The sequence below is a fragment of the Acinetobacter sp. B51(2017) genome (genome assembly GCF_003711395.1).
GTDB lineage: Bacteria > Pseudomonadota > Gammaproteobacteria > Pseudomonadales > Moraxellaceae > Acinetobacter.
In genome coordinates this window covers 63,038-81,209 of record NZ_PJRJ01000010.1, presented here as the reverse complement: position 1 = coordinate 81,209, position 18,172 = coordinate 63,038, and the positions used below count along the sequence as shown (strand labels likewise).

Sequence of the window (18,172 nt, the reverse complement as noted above, 5' to 3'; positions counted from 1 at the left end):
AAAATCAAGACTTAGGGCTTGACGCTTAGAGCTGAAAACGCTTTAATACGTGCATCGGCGTGATAGCTCAGTAGGTAGAGCAACGGATTGAAAATCCGTGTGTCCCCAGTTCGATCCTGGGTCTCGCCACCATATTCAAAAAAGCCTCAAACAAAAGTTTGAGGCTTTTTTTATACTTAAATTTTTTTATTAAATGAATATTTAATAAATTTTAAAGAAATGTGTTGACTAATATTCTAAGATAGGGCTTAATACACCGCATCGGCGTGATAGCTCAGTAGGTAGAGCAACGGATTGAAAATCCGTGTGTCCCCAGTTCGATCCTGGGTCTCGCCACCATATTCAAAAAAGCCTCAAACAAAAGTTTGAGGCTTTTTTTTATACTTAAATTTTTTTGCGTATAATGATTAAAAATAAAAAAAATGAGCGATAGCCAAATGAAAGATTTATTTTCAGAATACAGTGACTGTTATCAAAAAGCGCGTCCGACTTATTCAGAAGAAATTATTGGGCAAATTTTATTATCTGTACCAAAGCGAGAAATGGCTTGGGATGTTGGTGCAGGCTCAGGTCAATTTACACAATTATTAGCACCGCATTTTAATCATGTCTTGGCCACCGATATTAGTGAAAATCAGCTGCACCATGCACCTACGCTTGCCAATGTGCGCTATGAGATCAAAAAAGCCGAGCAAAGCGATTTAATGGCGCATGTGGTGGATTTAGTCACGGTAGCGCAAGCGGTACATTGGTTTGATTTTGAACGCTTTTATAAGGAAGTAAAACGCGTGCTTAAACCAGAAGGGGTATTAGCCATTATTGGTTATGGTTTGATTGAAGTTCATGATACCAAACTCAATGCCAGCATTCAGCATTTGTACCAGCAGGTTTTAAGGGATTATTGGGACACTGAACGACATTATATCGATGAGGGCTATCAAACGATTCCCTTTCCATTTCAGGAAATACCAACACCTGAGCTTGAGCTTAATTATGTATGGACAGCGCAACAGCTGTTTGAATATTTAAGCACTTGGTCAGCGGTACAGCATTATGAACGACAAACGGGGCATTCAGCACTCACTGAAATTGCTGATGATTTAAAGCAATACTGCGGGATGTCAATTAGCGTGACTTTTCCTGTGTTATTACGCTTAGGGCGGCTCGCACAAGTATAAAAAAACGCCCAGATGGGCGTTTTTTTAGAGCATTGGCTTAAGCTTCTTCAGTCACAAGCATTGAGCCTGTTTCTTCGAAGTTTGAGTGCCAAGAAAGCGCTTCAGTTAAGATGTGCGGCGTTTGACCACCTTTAGCACATGCACGATCGAAGTAATCGTTTAGTGCATCTTGGTACATTGGGTGTACACAGTTATCAATAATCGCACGCGCACGTTCGCGTGGCGCTAAACCGCGCAGATCAGCTAAACCTTGTTCTGTCACCAATACGTCAACGTCATGGCAAGCATGGTCGATGTGTGAGGCAAATGGAACAACAGATGAGATTGCACCACCTTTGGCGATTGACTTAGTCACGAAAATTGCAATGTGTGCGTTACGCGCGAAGTCACCTGAACCACCAATACCGTTCATCATCTTAGTACCGCATACGTGAGTTGAGTTCACGTTACCGTAGATATCAAACTCAAGTGCAGTATTGATACCAATAATACCTAAACGACGTACGATTTCAGGGTGGTTTGAAATTTCTTGTGGACGAAGCACAAGTTTGTCCTTGTATGCTTCGATGTTATTAAATACTTTCTCACCAAATTTTTCAGATAAAGTGATTGAAGAACCAGAAGCGAACTTCATTTTGCCTGCATCAATTAATTCGAAAGTACAGTCTTGTAGTACTTCTGAGTACATCACAAGATCTTCAAAGTTAGATTCTTTTAGACCAGTAAGTACCGCATTGGCAATTGAACCAATACCTGCTTGTAATGGACCTAAGTTAGATGGCAGACGCTTTGCTGCAACTTCACGTTCAAAGAATGCGATTAAGTGATCAGCAATGCTTTGAGTTTCGTCATCAGGCTCAGTTACTGTAGATGGAGAGTCATGTAATTCGCTGTTAATCACAATACCCACGATTTTCGCTGGGTCAACTTGGATCGCAGCCGTACCAATACGCTCATCAGATACAGTTAATGGAATCGAACTACGGTTAGGACGCATCTCTGGGATATAGATGTCGTGTAAACCTTCAAATGCTGGGCTTAAGTTGGTGTTGATTTCAACAATCACTTGATCCGCAAATTGTACGAAACTTGCAGAGTTACCTACAGACGTTGTTGGAATGATGCCGCCATCTTCAGTAATCGCTACAGCTTCAATGACAGCGATTTCGTTTTTCTTTAGCTGACCGTTGCGCATTTGCTCAACAGTTTCAGATAAATGTTGGTCGATAAACATCACTTCGCCTTTGTTGATGGCTTTACGTAATGTGTTATCCACTTGGAACGGAAGACGACGTGCCAGCGCACCGACTTCCGTTAATTTTTTGTCAAGGTCGTTACCTAAACTTGCACCCGTAATTAGTGTAATTTTTAATGGGTTAGTTTTGGCACGTTCTACTAAAGCTAAAGGTACAGCTTTTGCTTCGCCTGCGCGAGTAAAGCCACTCATACCTACAGTCATACCATCTTTGATGAATTCAGCAGCTTGAGCAGCGCTGATGACTTTGTCATGAAGTGAAGCTAAACGAATGCGATCTAAAGACATGGTTTACTCTCGTTAAATTTTAAAGCTGACACGGATTGTACCGATCAGAAAAGCCATTGTGCATAGCTGTTAGGCTAAGGTCTAATTTTTTCAAAAAATGTGGGTATAAATTAATATTATAATATATAAACACATGATTTTAAATAAATTAAACTCAGCGGTTTATTATTTAAACAAAGTTGTTTGCTTAAATATTGAACAATAGTTAAAAGCGATCACTCAAACTTTGTTTGAGTTTTTCCAGTGTACTATGTGCTTCAATTTCAGGGATTTGCTTGCTGTGTAAGGGCAAAGAAATAATGGCTTCTAAGCCGCCTTCGGGGCGATTATGAATCAGTAGTTCACCTTGATGAATATCGACAATACGTTTCACAATTGCCAGCCCTAGACCACTGCCTTGCACCGTTCGTGCAGCATTACCCCGCACAAAAGGTTGCATCAGATCATCAATTTGATCTTCAGGAATCCCTTCGCCGTGATCAGCAACACAAATCAAAATGCGTTCATCTATCATTTGTGCAGAAATTTCAATCGGTTCTGCACCATAGCGTTTAGCATTGTTAATTAAATTACCAATTAAACGCTTTAATGATAAACTGCGTGCCTGAATGATAGGTAATTCATGGGGGCTAAAATGAATATTTAAAGGTTTAAATTGTACGACCAGCTCTTGTAATAAGCTATTGATGTCGGTGTCTTGCGGTTCTTCATCGGAACCATCACGCATATAAGAAATAAATTGATTTAAAATCGCATCCATATCTTCGACATCGTAAATCAGACCTTCTTTTAAAAAGTCTTCATCAGGCATCATTTCTGCGCTTAATCGAATGCGTGTCAGCGGTGTGCGTAAATCATGGGAAATCCCCGCCAACATGATACGCCGATCACGCTCAGTCTGATCTAGACTATAAATCATACGGTTAAATGCTTGATTAACTTCGCGAATTTCTTGTGGACCGTGGTTGGTTTCTAAATAGGGTGCAGTGCCATTTTTGGTGTAGCTATTGGCGGCATTTTGCAAACGACGTAGTGGACGATTCAGCTGACGCACTAAAGTTAAAATAATAATGGCAGCAATTAATGGCGTACCTAACAACCAAGCAATGACCAATTCGGGGCTATAATTGGCATAGGTTTTTAGTGGTTCACGCGCCCAATTACCTTGCATTTCAGGGGTTTGAATCCAAATGCGTGGGCTAGGCTTAAACTGAAAATATACCGTGACATTTTCAATGCCCATTTCTTTGGCTAATTTTTTTTCAATTTGATTGGTAAAAAATTCCGCAATGACTTTTTCTCGTACATTGGGAAACTCATCGGGGTCGGTAATATATTCTAGACCCACACGATCTTTGAGCCAAACTTGTGGATTTACCATTTCGCCTTGATGATAAATACGTAGATCAGGGTCGTTTAAAATATCCAGTTCGACGGCTAAGTAGCGTGCATGTTGTTGAATTTCTGGCAGATACAGCGTGCGCCAAAAAAACCACAATGACATAAAAAGGCTAAATAACACGACAAAGAGCACCAAAACAGTGGTGCGCATGGCGGCAGAACGTGGCTTGATTTTATCCAAAAAACGTTCGGTTGGTGTACGTTTTTTTTCTGAATACGCTGCGTAATCTTTAAATTCTTGTGGGTCTAGAGGATCGAGTTTCACCGCTGCTCTCAAATTAAAGCCAAAAAAATAGGGTTTACTGCAACAGTAAACCCAACTTGAATATTATTATTCAGCGCCATCTGGAACAAAAACGTAACCTACACCCCAAACAGTTTGAATATAACGCGCACGGGCAGGGTTTTCTTCAATTAAACGGCGTAAACGTGACACTTGCACGTCAATCGAACGCTCCATCGCACCCCATTCACGACCACGCGCTAAATTCATCAGTTTATCGCGGGTTAAAGGTTCACGCGGATGTTGTACCAGTGCTTTAAGCACGGCAAATTCACCTGTGGTTAAAGTGACGACTTGACCTTCACGGGTTAAGGTGCGAGTAGATAAATCAAGTGACCATGGGCCAAAACTCACCACTTCCATATGTTGGCTTGGTGCGCCAGGCACTTCACGGACTTGACGACGTAATACCGCACGAATACGTGCCAACAACTCATTTGGATTAAATGGTTTAGGTAAGTAGTCATCTGCACCTGCTTCTAAACCTGCAATACGGTCTGAATCGCTCCCGCGTGCAGTGAGCATAATAATTGGTGTATCAATATTAGATTGACGTAGACGACGGCAAATACTTAAGCCATCTTCAACCGGTAACATAAAATCCAGCACGATGAGCGAGAACAGTTCACGCTGTAATAAACGATCCATTTGCGTGGCGTCATGTGCAGTTTTAACTACAAAACCTTTATCTTCTAAAAAGCGTTGTAGCAAAGTACGTAAACGCACATCATCATCTACAACGAGGATGCGTTCGACGCGGTCGGTTTCTTGTACAGCATCTAAATTTTCAGCGGGTACAACTAAACTCATAATGTGCTCCTTATTCTTTATTGTCATCGTCATGTCGGATTTCAGTATACGATATTCAAATGGCTTTACTATGCTCTAAAGCAACAAATATACGAGCTAAAATCAAGACATAGATACCAAACATATACAGGTAAAATGCTGCATAAAAAGGCAAGAATCTTATTCTTTGTCACGCTTTTGCTGTTATTTTGTGCGCTTAAGTAAAACTATACCAAATTGGCAAGAACAACCAAGCATAAATTTACGAAAACAAATGTGGATTTTATAGTCTTGGTCTTTATAATCATGGCATTTAGTACTTATCCTTGTGGGATCAACACGATGACTGACTTAGTTCAGCAGTTGGCAAAAGAAATTGCCGTACGTCCAAATCAAGTCGAAGCTGCCATTAAGCTGATTGACGAAGGGGCCAGCGTTCCATTTATTGCGCGTTACCGTAAAGAAGTAACTCAAGGCTTAGACGATACGCAGTTACGCCAACTCGATACGCGTTTATCGTATTTACGTGATTTGTTCGAGCGCCGCGAAAAAGTAATCGAATCACTCAAAGAACAAAATAAACTATCTGATGATTTATTAGCGCGTGTGAATGCGGCAGAAACTAAAAATGCATTAGAAGAAATTTACGCACCTTACCGTCCAAAACGTACCAGCAAATCGTTTAAAGCCAAAGAAGCAGGTTTGGGTGACATCGCAGCAAAAATTTTAAGCGAAGAAGTTGAGCCAAGCATTGCATTAACAGGCTTTAGCCATGAAAACTACGCGGATTTAGACAGCCAGCTTGATGGCATTCAGCACATCATTATTGATGAATGGGCCCAAAACATTGCCTTAACTGCTGAACTAAAAGCCATGTTTGCCAAAACTGCGCTACTTAAAAGCCAAGTTGTGTCGGACGAGAAAAAAGAAGTGGGTAAGAAATTCCGCGATTACTTCGATTTCTCTGAAAACCTAAATAAAGTGCCATCGCACCGTTTACTCGCGATGTTACGTGGTCGTCAAGAAAACGTATTGGGTCTAAAAGTAGATGGTGAAGATGCTGCGCCAATCGCACGTATTGAAACTGAATACAACTTAGATGCAGTTGCACCAACTGCACGCCAAGAGTTTTTAAAGCAAACTGCTAAACTATTTTGGTTAGGCAAAGTTCGTCCAAGTATCGAACATTCTTTACTGACTGAAAAGCGTTTAGCTGCTGAATCTGAGGCGATGAATGTATTTGCTGAAAACTTACGTCATCTGCTACTTTCTGCACCAGCAGGTGCACGCACGACTTTAGGTGTCGATCCTGGTATCCGTACTGGTGTAAAACTTGCGGTTGTGAATGCTTCAGGTGATGTAGTTGCCCATAGCACTGTGTATCCATTTGCACCAAAAGAAGATAAAGCTGGTGCGATTGCAGAACTTGCGCGTTTATGCCGTGAATTCAATGTTGATTTAATCGCGATTGGTAACGGTACAGCAAGCCGTGAAACAGAAAGCGTTGTGGCTGAAATGATGGCTGCCAACAGCGATCTGAATTTAACTCGCGTTACAGTGTCTGAAGCAGGTGCGTCGGTGTATTCGGCCTCTGAATTAGCAGCACAAGAATTACCAGATTTAGATGTATCGATTCGTGGTGCAGTGTCAATTGCGCGTCGTTTACAAGATCCATTGGCTGAATTGGTAAAAATTGAGCCTAAATCGATTGGTGTTGGTCAATATCAACATGACGTTAACCAAACTGGTTTAGCTAAAACCCTTGATGCTATAGTTGAAGACTGTGTGAACGCTGTGGGTGTAGATGTAAACACTGCATCTTCAGCAATTTTGGGTTATATCGCAGGTTTAAATAAAGCCATTGCTCAGCAAATCGTGGAATACCGTAAAGAACACGGTCGTTTTGAAGCGCGTACTGCACTTAAAAATGTACCGCGTTTAGGCGAGCGTACTTTTGAACAAGCGGCAGGTTTCTTACGTATTCAAGACGGTAGCGAACCACTGGACGCTTCTGCGGTACACCCTGAAAGCTATGCTTTAGTGGCTAAAATTGTGGCGGCCAAAGGTACAACCGTAAAAGACATCATTGGCAATGCTGAAATTATTCGCCAAGTGAATGCAGAAGAGTTTGTCGACGAAAAAGTGGGTCTACCGACGATTCAAGATGTGTTAAGCGAACTTGAAAAACCGGGTCGTGATCCACGTCCTGAATTCCGTACTGCTAAGTTCCGTGATGATATTACTGATGTTAAACAACTGACCGAAGGCCTAACTTTAGAAGGTGTGATTACCAACGTCACTAACTTTGGTGCCTTTGTAGATGTTGGCGTACATCAAGATGGTTTAGTACATATTTCTGAACTTGCTAATGAATTTGTCGCTGATCCACATAAAGTGGTGAAACCAGGTCAAATCGTACAAGTACGTGTACTTAATGTTGATGCTGAACGTAACCGTGTGAATTTATCCATGCGTCCAGAAGGTTCACAGCCAGTAAAAGCACCACGTCCACGTCGTGAGCCAACTGAGCAACGTGCTGAACGTAAGCCACAAGCGAAACGCCCACAGCAACAACGTCCGCAAGGCGAACGTCCACAAGCGAAAAAACCACAAAACCAAAAACCACAAGAGCAAAAAATTGGTGGTTTAGGTGCACTCCTTTTACAAGCAGGGATTAAAGGTTCGAAATAATCTTTTAAGCACTCTAAAAACCTCCCTTCGGGGAGGTTTTTTTATGGTTGAATGAAACTTAAGATTGCAAAATTGCCCAACATAACAAAGTTAGCTGAAGCTAATCTGAAGTGTTGTAAAAAAGCATAAAAATCACACAATTTGACAGCATAAATAGTCTATAAAAATTGAGTAAAAATCAAGCATATTGGCTGCGGGTTTTTTTTGAGGGTAAAAGCCCAGCACGCTTTGAGTCGATGTGTTTTTGAGACTCGATATTTATTATAAATGGTTAATTATTATGTTGAATTTAGCAGAAAAAAGTAAGTTTCATCTTAAAGATTTACTGTCTGGTACAGTGGTTTTTTTAGTGGCACTACCACTTTGTCTAGGCATTGCTTTAGCCTCTGGCGCACCAATTATGGCCGGTATTATCGCGGGTATTGTCGGTGGGATTGTGGTGGGTATGCTTAGTGGCTCACATATTAGTGTTGCAGGGCCAGCTGCAGGCTTAACTGCAGTCATCTTAATGCAGTTAGAACAATTGGGCGGCAATTATGCCGCTTTTTTATTGTCGGTCATTTTTGCGGGTGTACTGCAATTGTTGTTTGGCGTATTTAAGTTAGGTTTCTTTGCTAATTTTGTGCCTAATAACGTGATTTTGGGTTTATTGGCAGCCATTGGTGTCATTCTTATTTTAAGTCAAATTCCGTATTTGTTTGGAATTACTGATTTTAGTTGGGGCAGCATCCATGAAATTTCTATGGCACAGGTTGATACCATAGCTGCCGCAATTGGTATTTTAAGTGTTTTGGTGATGTTGGCTTGGGATGCTAGTCCTTTGAAAAAGCTACTCTTACCTTCAGCACTCATCGCGGTTTTACTGGCGGCAATTTTAAATTTTGTCTTAAGTACCTTAGGGCTGAGTATTCAAAGCCAAAATTTAATTCAGTTACCTAATATTTTAGCCAATCCAAGTGCAGTATTTATTTTTCCAGATTGGAGCTATTTAGCAGAGCCGCTAATTTACACGGGCGCGATTACCTTAGCAGTTGTTGCATCACTAGAAACCCTGCTGAATTTAGAAGCTGCCGATAAACTCGATCCCTATAAACGCTCATCACCACCGAACCGTGAATTGTGGGCGCAGGGCGTAGGTAACATGGCATCTGGCTTGATTGGTGGTATGCCGTTAACTTCGGTGATTGTACGCAGTTCGGTAAATGCCAATGCCGGTTCACGCAGTAAATGTTCAAGCATTACCCATGGTATTTTATTATTATTGGCAGTGGTATTTTTTGTACCGCTAATGAATATGATTCCGTTGTCTGCACTGGCAGCGATCTTGATCATTACTGGTTTTAAACTGACCCATCCTAGACTGTTTAAGCAAATGCTAGCAAAAGGTTGGAAACAGTTTTTACCGTTTATTATTACCTTATTGGCAATTTTATTCACCGATTTATTGATGGGGATTTTGATTGGTCTGGCGGTGAGTGCCGGCTTTATTTTATATGGCAACCTACATAAAGGTGTGCGTATCTATAAAGAAAAGCATTTACATGGTGTGGTAACGCGAATTGAACTGCCTTCACAAGTGACATTTTTAAACCGCTCTAGCTTAATTACTGCATTGTCGCATGTGCATAAACATGAACAATTGATTATTGATGCCACGCATTGTCATAGTATTGATCCTGATATTTACGATGTAATTCAGGACTATCAAAATGAAACCGCTGTACAACGTAAAATTGATTTAAAACTGATTGGCTTTAAACAACATTATCCAGAGATTGATGATGCTGTACTCGATATTGATATTGCCACTGCCGATGTACAGCGCAACCTAAGCCCACAGCAGGTGTTGACGATTTTACAAGAGGGCAATCAACGCTTTGTAGCCAATGAGCGTTTACAACGAGATATTTACCGTCAAATTCGCGTCACTGCTGATGAAGGTCAACATCCGATTGCCGCCGTACTAGGCTGTATGGATTCACGCGCCCCCACTGAGATGATTTTTGATGTAGGTATTGGTGATCTATTTAGTTTACGCATTGCAGGCAATGTAGCAGGGCAGAAGGTGTTAGGTTCACTGGAATTTGCTTGCCAAGCTAAGGGTGCTAAAGTCATTGTAGTATTAGGGCATACCGATTGTGGTGCAGTAAGCAGTGCCTGCCAACTACGTTTAAGCAATCAAAAAATTGAAGATGTTGCGGGGATGCCACATATTCAATATGTATTAGGACCGTTAATGGAATCAGTCAATAGCGTGCATAGTTTAATGCAGCCACGCGATTTAAGCCCTGCTTTTATTGACCAAGTAACGCGTATGAATGTGCTGTATAACATTGGCTATATTCTGGAGCATAGCGCTGTATTAAAACAATTATATGAGCAAGGGCAGATTGCCATTGTAGGCGCAATTTATGATGTAAAAACTGGAAGAGTTCAGTTTTTACATGAGTAAAAAAAAGAGCGCTTAAGCGCTCTTTTTTATAGCATAGGCACGACCCAACCACAGATAATCAGCATAATGCCAAAGTGGCCGACTTTACGGGTCACTTTAACCACACGTTGTACCTTAGGTAGTTGTGGTGCAGTTTTTTCTGTGGGGTGTTTGACCAGCTTTAAAAAATAAGTAGAAGCTGCTAAATCTAAACAAATTAAAATTGCCCCCATATCGGCAACAATTTCCATCAGTTGATAATTTTGTAAATAGATACTGCGAATAATGCCATACCCCAAAAACAGAGCAAATGCCAAAAAAGCATAAACCAAAATAATGTGCCACTTCATAGTTAAAATTCAATCATTTATAGGTAGGAGTTAATCCAATTTATATGCCTAAATACACATAAAAATTGGCTGAAAATCGTCAACATCAAGCAGGAAATACCCAGTCATCCGATATATAAGTTCAATCAATCGCTAAGAAAAATAAGGCTTTTAAGTTGAATTGGCAAGATATGAGTCACAATAGTAGTGCGGCAAGCAGGGCATTTTAAAATTTAAATTCGCGCTCCGTAGTGAAAATTTCTTAATAAAAGCGTCTTATGCAGGGTAAAAAAAATGCCAGTCTAGGACTGGCATTTTGGCAAACTTACCAATGTTCGCCTGGGAAAATGCGTGCATACGCTTTTTGTACCCAATTAAGCTTTTGTGGTTTACCCACCGAAGCGCTAGAACTTGGGAACAGGTTAAAACCAATCGACATTAATTTATTATTTACATCTGGCGCAATGGCATAGGTCATAGACGCTAAATGACCTAAACAGGTTGCCACTTTCTTTGGACGTTTTAAAATGGCATTCGCCACTAAATCGGCTGCTTGTTCAGGTGATAAAGTTGGTACGTAATTATAAATCTTGGTTGGAGCAATCATTGGTGTGCGCACCAATGGCATATAAATGGAGGTAATGGCAATATTGTGTGAATGTACTTCGGCAGATAAGCAGCGACTAAAGGCATCAAGTGCAGCCTTAGAAGCAACATAAGCCGAAAAGCGCGTCGCATTGGCCAATACACCAATCGAGCTAATGTTAATAATATGCCCTTCATGACGCATCATCATTTTTGGCAGTAAATTCATAATTAAACGTACTGAGCCAAAATAATTGAGTTGCATAGTGCGCTCAAAATCATGAAAACGATCAAAGGATTCATGTACAGCGCGACGAATTGAACGTCCAGCGTTGTTGATTAAAATATCAATATGTTCAACGTCGGCTAGAATTTGTGCTGAAACTGCATCAATTTCTTCTAAATTATTTAAATCACATGCATAGGCAGACGCCATGCCACCACGTGCTTCAATGTCTGCTTTGACTGCATCTAACGTTTCTTTGGTACGTGCAAGCAGTAGAACATGTGCTCCTGCATCCGCCAATTTATGTGCTGTGGTTAAACCAATTCCACTTGAGGCACCTGTAATTAGAATAATTTTGCCTTGGATGCTTTTTTTCAACTGTTTCTGTAGTCTAGCTTTCACTTGGGTTATCCCTGATTTGAAATATGTGGTTTAAAATTGTTTTTATATTTTTCACACAGTTTGCTTAAAAACTATGCAAGATCCAGTAGAGATATCATAGCGAATAATTTAAGAAAATTCACTGTTTTAACCCGAATCATGGATAAGAAATTCAGTTGAAAGAAAAGATGACTGAGTTGATAAGAGAGTTACCACACACTTTTATTAATCAGCCATCTTATGTTCGAGTTTACAACTTTATTCTGCACAATTGATGATTTTTTTCAAAAAAATGAAGCGGTCTATTGGCAGTATCTAAAACAAGAAAACCCTAAAGTCAGACAGCGATCAGGTGTTCTATGCTTATCTGAAATTATCTTTATCGCAGTTTGGTATAAAAACTCTCAACTTCATCATTTCAAAGCCTTTTATGGGATGATAAAGCGCTTTTACTCCAAGCTTTTTAAAGCATTACCATCCTATCAACGGATCGTTTATTTGATCAACCAACATCAACTCGCACTTCAAGCATTACATATTTCTTTAGCTTCCAATGCTCAAACAACGTGTGCTTGGGTTGACTCTACAACTCTACCTGTATGTAAAAATCAGCGTATTCAGCGCCATAAATCTTTAAAACAAATTGCCACACGAGGTAGAAGCTCAATGGGTTGGTTCTATGGATGCAAATTGCATGTATTGGTGGATGCTCAGGGTCAATTTATTCACACCCAACTTTCGAATGGCCATACTTCAGATATCAAGCTTCTGCCAAGGCTCGCTCAAGGTTACATTGGTAAGATCTTTGGCGATCGCGGCTATATTAGTGAGATTCTAAGAGATAAGCTAGGAGCGCAAGGTGTTGAATTAATTACGTATCATCGCAAGAACATGCGAAGAGTGCAGCTATCATCAAAGGATGAAATCATGCTGAGACAACGCAATAAAATAGAGACGATCTTTAGCTTATTGAAGCAACAATACAACCTAGTAAGCAGTCGCCATCGTTCCATTTCAGGTTATTTCGCAGGGATTTATGCATCACTCTGTGCTTATCAAATCTGTCATCAAAATAAGCCTCAATTTATAAAGATGTAAAATCAGGCTTATTCATGATTCGGGTTGTTTTAAGTTATTGAAAACAATAAATAAACTAGAGTAATTGCTCTAATTTTCACTTGTTTTATCACAGCAGAAAAAAGTATACCAGCCTTAAATATTGAACTTCTACATCAAAAAAGCCATCTTTACAGATGGCTTTTCTTGCATTAGTAGCTTAAACCGCAGCTAAGGCTTGTTCTAAATCAGCAATCAAATCATCGATATGCTCAATACCAATCGATAGACGAACCATATCTTCACTCACGCCTGCAGATTGAAGCTCTTCAGGGCTGAGTTGGCGATGTGTTGTCGTTGCAGGGTGGCAAGCTAAGCTTTTTGCATCGCCAATATTAACTAAACGTGTAAATAATTGCAGCGCATCAATAAAACGTGTGCCGCCTTCACGACCATCTTGTACACCAAAAGATAAAATTGCAGATGGTTTACCTTTGACATATTTTTGTGCCAAAGCATGCTGAGGGTGGTTCGGTAAACCAGCATAATTGACCCATTTTACTTTCGGGTGTTGCTCAAGGTATTCTGCCACTTTTAATGCATTTTCAGTATGACGTTCCATACGGAGGCTTAAGGTCTCTAAACCTTGCAAAATTAAAAACACATTTTGTGGACTGATCGCCGCACCGGTATTACGTAGAGGAACAACACGAGCACGCGCGATATACGCTGCAGTACCTAATGCTTCGACATAATTGACCCCGTGATAGCTTGGGTCTGGTGTATTCAATACAGGGAAGCGTTCTGGGTATTTGCCCCAAGGGAATTTACCGCTATCGACAATCATGCCACCAATAGATGTCCCGTGACCGCCAATATATTTAGTCAATGAATGCACCACAATATCTGCACCAAAATCGAAAGATTTTTGTAATACAGGTGTTGCCACCGTATTGTCTACGATGACTGGTACACCGTATTCATGGGCAATTTTCGAAATTTCTTCAAGGTCGATGATATTGCCTAGAGGATTACCAATCGATTCTACAAACACTAATTTGGTTTTTTCATCAATCAGATCACGTAAGCTTTCAGGCTTTTGATAATCAAAGAAACGAACTTCAATGCCTTGTTTGGGTAGCGTGTGGGCAAATAAATTATAAGTACCGCCATATAAGGTCGATACTGATGCAATATTATCACCCGCTTCAGCAATGGTTTGAATCGCGTAGGTAATGGCAGCCATACCTGAGGCTAAAGCCAATGCACCGATCCCGCCTTCAAGTGCGGCAACACGTTGTTCTAGCACCGCTGTGGTTGGGTTCATAATACGGGTGTAAATATTACCTTGAACTTTAAGGTCAAAAAGATCTGCACCGTGCTGGGTGTTATCAAATGAATAAGATGTAGTTTGATAGATGGGAACTGCGACAGCTTTGGTAGTGGGTTCTGGGCTATAACCTGCATGAATTGCTAAAGTTTCTGCTTTATATTGCATAATCAGTGATCTTCTTAGAGGTGGAAATTTCTAAAAAGATTAGCATAAAACGATATGACGAAAACTACACTAATATTCAAATGTATATCGACTTGGTTTATATATTGTCTGAAATCTATGACCTGCAGATATTCATAAAGCATTGTTTAAAAAATAAACGTGATTAAACTTGTAACAAGGCATTGAACTTCGTTGGAATGGCTTATGTTTTCTAGACTTTCTGCGTATAATGAGCGATTATTTTTTCTGCTCATTTGAGTATGGGGATTGAGTGCTTTATGTCCCCGATTTGGTTTTACTATTGAGGAGTCCTGCGTGGCCCAATATATTTACACGATGAACCGTGTGTCGAAAATGGTTCCGCCGAAACGCGAAATCTTAAAAGACATCTCTTTATCATTCTTCCCAGGTGCCAAAATTGGTGTGCTTGGTTTAAACGGTGCAGGTAAATCAACCTTGCTTCGTATTATGGCTGGCGTAGATAAAGATTTCTCTGGTGAAGCTCGTGCACAACCAGGCATTAAAATCGGTTATCTAGAGCAAGAACCACCTTTGGACGAAAGCAAAGATGTTCGTGGTAACGTAGAAGATGGTTTACGTGAACCGCTTGATGCTTTAGCGCGCCTTGACGAAGTATTTGCTGAATATGCAGCTGAAGATGCTGACTTTGATGCACTTGCTAAAGAACAAGAGAAGCTAGAAGCGATTATCCATGCTTGGGATGCACATAATATTGTCAACCAAATGGATCAAGCGGCTGCTGCGTTAAACCTTCCAGCTTGGGATGCAGATGTATCTAAGTTATCTGGTGGTGAGCGTCGTCGTGTTGCACTATGCCGTCTATTATTGTCTAAGCCAGATATGTTGCTTCTAGACGAACCAACGAACCATTTAGATGCTTCATCTGTATCTTGGTTAGAACGTTTCTTAAAAGACTTCCCAGGTACCATCGTTGCGATTACGCACGACCGTTACTTCTTAGATAACGTGGCTGAATGGATTCTTGAACTTGACCGTGGCATGGGTATTCCATACCAAGGTAACTACTCTTCTTGGTTAGAGCAGAAAAATGCCCGCCTAGAGCAAGAGAACAAGCAAGAAGAATCTTTTGCTAAAGCATTGAAAAAAGAACTTGAATGGGTTCGTTCAAATGCTAAAGGTCAGCAAAAGAAAAACAAAGCACGTATGGAGCGCTTTGAAGAGCTTAACTCGCGTGAATTCCAACAACGTAACGAAACTTCTGAAATCTACATTCCACCTGGTCCACGTCTAGGTAACAAGGTAGTAGAAGTAGAAGGCATCAGCAAATCGTTTGGTGATCGTACTCTTTATAAAGATTTATCATTCGTTGTACCACCAGCTGCGATTGTGGGTATTGTTGGTGAGAACGGTGCGGGTAAGACCACACTATTCCGTATGATGACTGGCGAACAACAACCAGATACTGGTACGGTAACGCTTGGTGAGTCAGTGAAAGTGGCTTACGTAGGTCAGATTCGTGACACCTTAGATAACAACAAAACCGTTTGGGAAGAAGTTTCTGGCGGTTTAGATATCTTACGTATTGGCGATTACGAAATTGCATCTCGTGCGTACATTGGCCGCTTTAACTTTAAAGGCCAAGATCAGCAAAAACGTGTCGGTCAATTGTCAGGTGGTGAACGTAACCGTTTACAACTTGCCAAGATCCTGCAAATGGGCGCTAACGTAATCTTACTCGATGAACCGTCAAACGACTTAGACATCGAAACTTTACGTGCACTTGAAGATGCAATTTTAGTCTTCCCTGGTACTGTAATGGTGATCTCGCATGACCGTTGGTTCCTCGACCGTATTGCAACGCACATCTTGTCATTTGAAGGTGAAACGCCTGAATTCTTCACAGGTAACTATGCAGAATTTGAAGCATATCGCCAAAAACGTGATGGTGATGATCTTGTGACTAAGCGTCAAAAATATCGCAAAATTGGTAATTAATTTTTAGTTGTTCCAGTTTTAAAATAAAAAAACCAGCCTTTGGGCTGGTTTTTTTATTGCTGAGATCATGCGATTAAAATAGTGTATGAGTTATGCAATTGAGCCCTTTTTCTTTTTCTAATGTAATTTTATTACGTTGCATGTGCTTGTTATGCTGCATATCACAATAAGAATTCTTTAATAAATCAGAAGGTGATGAATGGCTGAACATCATGGACATGATCATTCTCATGCGCTAGTGACAGAAGATAATGCAAAAAAACTCAGTTTTGCGCTATTACTGACCAGCAGTTTTCTAGTTGTTGAAATTATTGCTGGTTTTATCACGCAAAGTTTGGCACTTTTGTCAGATGCTGCACATATGTTTACCGATGCAGCAGCGCTCGCCATTGCCTTATTGGCGATCAAAATTGGCAAATTACCAGCCGATAATAAACGCACCTTTGGCTATCAGCGCTTTGAAATTTTAGCAGCATTATTTAATGCTTTAATGTTATTTGCGGTTGCCATTTATATTGTGTATGAGGCTTATCAGCGTTTTAGTCAACCTGCTGAAATTCAAAGTCTAGCTATGCTCAGTGTGGCAATACTGGGACTGATCATTAACTTAATTTCGATGCGGATTTTATTTGCAAGCTCAAAAGAAAGCTTAAATGTAAAAGGGGCGTATTTAGAAGTATTGAGTGATGCGCTTGGTTCGGTTGGAGTGATTATTGCGGCAATTGTAATTTATTTTACCGGTTGGATGTGGGTAGATACCGTGATTGCCGTGTTAATTGGTTTTTGGGTGTTACCACGTACTTGGCTGTTACTCAAACAAAGTATTCATATTCTATTGGAAGGTGTGCCAGAAGAAATTGATATCGAAAGCTTACGCCGTGATTTGTTGGCACTCAATGGGGTGGAGGAGATTCATCAACTCAAAGTATGGGCAATTAGTTCTAAGAATATTCATTTAGCGGTGCATTTATATGCGCCACATGCAGATCAACAAGTATTGTATCAAGAGGCGCTGCATTTACTGCAACACACTTATGCTATTAATCAAAGTACCTTACAAATTGAGCAATTCAATTGTAATGTGACACATGATCATGCAGCACATGATCATGCTAAACATTCGCATTAAGCTGGCTTAGATTTGCCACTCATGGTTGCACTGACGGCATTTCCATTTCTTTTGTGATTGCATAAAGGCTTGCATAGAGAGTTTAAAGTCAGGTAAGTCTTTATAGAACATAAAGCCGGCAATTAAACACAGTACAAACACCGCAACAGTAATCGCTTGTAAAGTTGAACCTGCACCGTCACCAAAAATCCACATCGCAATGCTAATGATCACAAGCAGTAGTAACACAAACACAGATGGAATTAAAAATACTAAGCTTTTTGGCACAACAGGGCGTGGTGCAGGTGCACCGACTTGGGCAACAGGCATGATTTTTGGGCTTTGGCATTGTGGGCAACGGTATTGCATTGCAACTCCATAATTTTAATCTATAGCGTATTTTAACAGGAAAGCCAAAATAACAGGCAATAAAAAAGCCCAAGTCTTAATGCTTGAGCTTTTTTATAAGATAACGTTTCCGCCATCTTGAATATGGCGTCCCTACGGGGATTCGAACCCCGGTTACCGCCGTGAAAGGGCGATGTCCTAGGCCTCTAGACGATAGGGACAAGTGAGGCAACACAGGTAAGAACTTGGTGGAGTCAAGGAGGATCGAACTCCTGACCTCTACAATGCCATTGTAGCGCTCTACCAACTGAGCTATGACCCCAGTCTGTGTGTGGGCTATATTAGGGA

At 40.6% G+C, this 18,172-nt stretch carries 13 protein-coding genes and 4 tRNA genes; 8 read left to right on the top strand and 9 right to left on the bottom strand.

What is annotated here, in order from left to right:
• The first annotated feature begins 56 nt into the window (after nucleotides 1-56).
• The 3 genes from CYK47_RS06815 to CYK47_RS06805 all read left to right on the top strand — a co-directional run bounded on the left by CYK47_RS06815 (nucleotide 57) and on the right by CYK47_RS06805 (nucleotide 1,178).
• Nucleotides 57-132 (top strand) — tRNA-Phe (locus CYK47_RS06815).
• 131 nt (nucleotides 133-263) lie between these two features.
• A tRNA-Phe gene (locus CYK47_RS06810) sits at nucleotides 264-339 on the top strand.
• A gap of 98 nt (nucleotides 340-437) precedes the next feature.
• Nucleotides 438-1,178 carry a class I SAM-dependent methyltransferase gene (locus CYK47_RS06805; protein ID WP_122900146.1) on the top strand — a complete coding sequence of 247 codons (741 nt, stop codon included), beginning with the start codon at nucleotides 438-440 and terminating at the stop codon, nucleotides 1,176-1,178.
• A gap of 37 nt (nucleotides 1,179-1,215) precedes the next feature.
• Here CYK47_RS06805 and scpC read toward each other — a convergent pair whose 3' ends face one another.
• The 3 genes from scpC to ompR form a co-directional block, all read right to left on the bottom strand.
• Complete coding sequence (scpC, locus tag CYK47_RS06800) at nucleotides 1,216-2,721, bottom strand: succinyl-CoA:acetate CoA-transferase ScpC (protein WP_122900144.1); 1,506 nt, start codon at nucleotides 2,719-2,721, stop codon at nucleotides 1,216-1,218.
• 205 nt (nucleotides 2,722-2,926) lie between these two features.
• Entirely contained in the window at nucleotides 2,927-4,387 is a 1,461-nt protein-coding gene (locus CYK47_RS06795; protein WP_122900142.1) for an ATP-binding protein, read from the bottom strand.
• Between the two features lie 66 nt (nucleotides 4,388-4,453).
• Nucleotides 4,454-5,215, bottom strand: coding sequence for an osmolarity response regulator transcription factor OmpR (ompR, locus tag CYK47_RS06790; RefSeq protein WP_122900140.1), 762 nt, complete (start codon nucleotides 5,213-5,215; stop codon nucleotides 4,454-4,456).
• A gap of 321 nt (nucleotides 5,216-5,536) precedes the next feature.
• On the opposite strand from ompR, the gene CYK47_RS06785 reads away from it, so the two are divergent.
• Nucleotides 5,537-7,885, top strand: a complete 2,349-nt coding sequence (locus CYK47_RS06785; protein WP_122900138.1) for a Tex family protein — start codon at nucleotides 5,537-5,539, stop codon at nucleotides 7,883-7,885.
• A gap of 274 nt (nucleotides 7,886-8,159) precedes the next feature.
• Entirely contained in the window at nucleotides 8,160-10,337 is a 2,178-nt protein-coding gene (locus CYK47_RS06780; RefSeq protein ID WP_122900177.1) for a SulP family inorganic anion transporter, read from the top strand.
• 26 nt (nucleotides 10,338-10,363) lie between these two features.
• On the opposite strand, the gene CYK47_RS06775 is transcribed toward CYK47_RS06780, so the two are convergent.
• Complete coding sequence (locus CYK47_RS06775) at nucleotides 10,364-10,666, bottom strand: hypothetical protein (RefSeq protein ID WP_122900136.1); 303 nt, start codon at nucleotides 10,664-10,666, stop codon at nucleotides 10,364-10,366.
• 304 nt (nucleotides 10,667-10,970) lie between these two features.
• On the bottom strand, nucleotides 10,971-11,858 hold the full coding sequence (locus CYK47_RS06770; RefSeq protein WP_122900134.1) for an SDR family NAD(P)-dependent oxidoreductase: 888 nt from the start codon (nucleotides 11,856-11,858) through the stop codon (nucleotides 10,971-10,973).
• A 219-nt stretch (nucleotides 11,859-12,077) separates the two neighbouring features.
• Between CYK47_RS06770 and CYK47_RS06765 the strand changes: the two genes are divergently transcribed.
• Nucleotides 12,078-12,935 carry an IS982 family transposase gene (locus CYK47_RS06765; RefSeq protein ID WP_122900132.1) on the top strand — a complete coding sequence of 286 codons (858 nt, stop codon included), beginning with the start codon at nucleotides 12,078-12,080 and terminating at the stop codon, nucleotides 12,933-12,935.
• Nucleotides 12,936-13,113: 178 nt separating this feature from the next.
• On the opposite strand, the gene CYK47_RS06760 is transcribed toward CYK47_RS06765, so the two are convergent.
• Nucleotides 13,114-14,391 carry an O-acetylhomoserine aminocarboxypropyltransferase/cysteine synthase family protein gene (locus tag CYK47_RS06760; protein ID WP_122900130.1) on the bottom strand — a complete coding sequence of 426 codons (1,278 nt, stop codon included), beginning with the start codon at nucleotides 14,389-14,391 and terminating at the stop codon, nucleotides 13,114-13,116.
• Nucleotides 14,392-14,706: 315 nt separating this feature from the next.
• Here CYK47_RS06760 and ettA point away from each other — a divergent pair, with 315 nt between their 5' ends.
• Nucleotides 14,707-16,368, top strand: coding sequence for an energy-dependent translational throttle protein EttA (ettA, locus tag CYK47_RS06755; RefSeq protein WP_122900128.1), 1,662 nt, complete (start codon nucleotides 14,707-14,709; stop codon nucleotides 16,366-16,368).
• A 199-nt stretch (nucleotides 16,369-16,567) separates the two neighbouring features.
• Nucleotides 16,568-17,497, top strand: coding sequence for a cation diffusion facilitator family transporter (locus tag CYK47_RS06750; RefSeq protein WP_122900126.1), 930 nt, complete (start codon nucleotides 16,568-16,570; stop codon nucleotides 17,495-17,497).
• A gap of 6 nt (nucleotides 17,498-17,503) precedes the next feature.
• Here the strand turns inward: CYK47_RS06750 and CYK47_RS06745 are convergent, their stop codons facing one another.
• The 3 genes from CYK47_RS06745 to CYK47_RS06735 form a co-directional block, all read right to left on the bottom strand.
• On the bottom strand, nucleotides 17,504-17,845 hold the full coding sequence (locus CYK47_RS06745; RefSeq protein ID WP_122900124.1) for a zinc-ribbon domain-containing protein: 342 nt from the start codon (nucleotides 17,843-17,845) through the stop codon (nucleotides 17,504-17,506).
• 124 nt (nucleotides 17,846-17,969) lie between these two features.
• Nucleotides 17,970-18,045, bottom strand: a tRNA-Glu gene (locus CYK47_RS06740).
• Between the two features lie 25 nt (nucleotides 18,046-18,070).
• Nucleotides 18,071-18,146, bottom strand: a tRNA-Ala gene (locus tag CYK47_RS06735).
• Nucleotides 18,147-18,172: the final 26 nt, after the last annotated feature.

What these genes read in the sequence shown, in the direction of transcription:
- CYK47_RS06805 (WP_122900146.1), top strand. Translation starts at nt 438, where the DNA reads ATGAAAGATTTATTTTCAGAATACAGTGACTGTTATCAAAAAGCGCGT.
- scpC (WP_122900144.1), bottom strand. Translation starts at nt 2,721, where the DNA reads ATGTCTTTAGATCGCATTCGTTTAGCTTCACTTCATGACAAAGTCATC.
- ompR (WP_122900140.1), bottom strand. Translation starts at nt 5,215, where the DNA reads ATGAGTTTAGTTGTACCCGCTGAAAATTTAGATGCTGTACAAGAAACC.
- CYK47_RS06785 (WP_122900138.1), top strand. Translation starts at nt 5,537, where the DNA reads ATGACTGACTTAGTTCAGCAGTTGGCAAAAGAAATTGCCGTACGTCCA.
- CYK47_RS06775 (WP_122900136.1), bottom strand. Translation starts at nt 10,666, where the DNA reads ATGAAGTGGCACATTATTTTGGTTTATGCTTTTTTGGCATTTGCTCTG.
- CYK47_RS06765 (WP_122900132.1), top strand. Translation starts at nt 12,078, where the DNA reads ATGTTCGAGTTTACAACTTTATTCTGCACAATTGATGATTTTTTTCAA.
- CYK47_RS06760 (WP_122900130.1), bottom strand. Translation starts at nt 14,391, where the DNA reads ATGCAATATAAAGCAGAAACTTTAGCAATTCATGCAGGTTATAGCCCA.
- CYK47_RS06750 (WP_122900126.1), top strand. Translation starts at nt 16,568, where the DNA reads ATGGCTGAACATCATGGACATGATCATTCTCATGCGCTAGTGACAGAA.
- CYK47_RS06745 (WP_122900124.1), bottom strand. Translation starts at nt 17,845, where the DNA reads ATGCAATACCGTTGCCCACAATGCCAAAGCCCAAAAATCATGCCTGTT.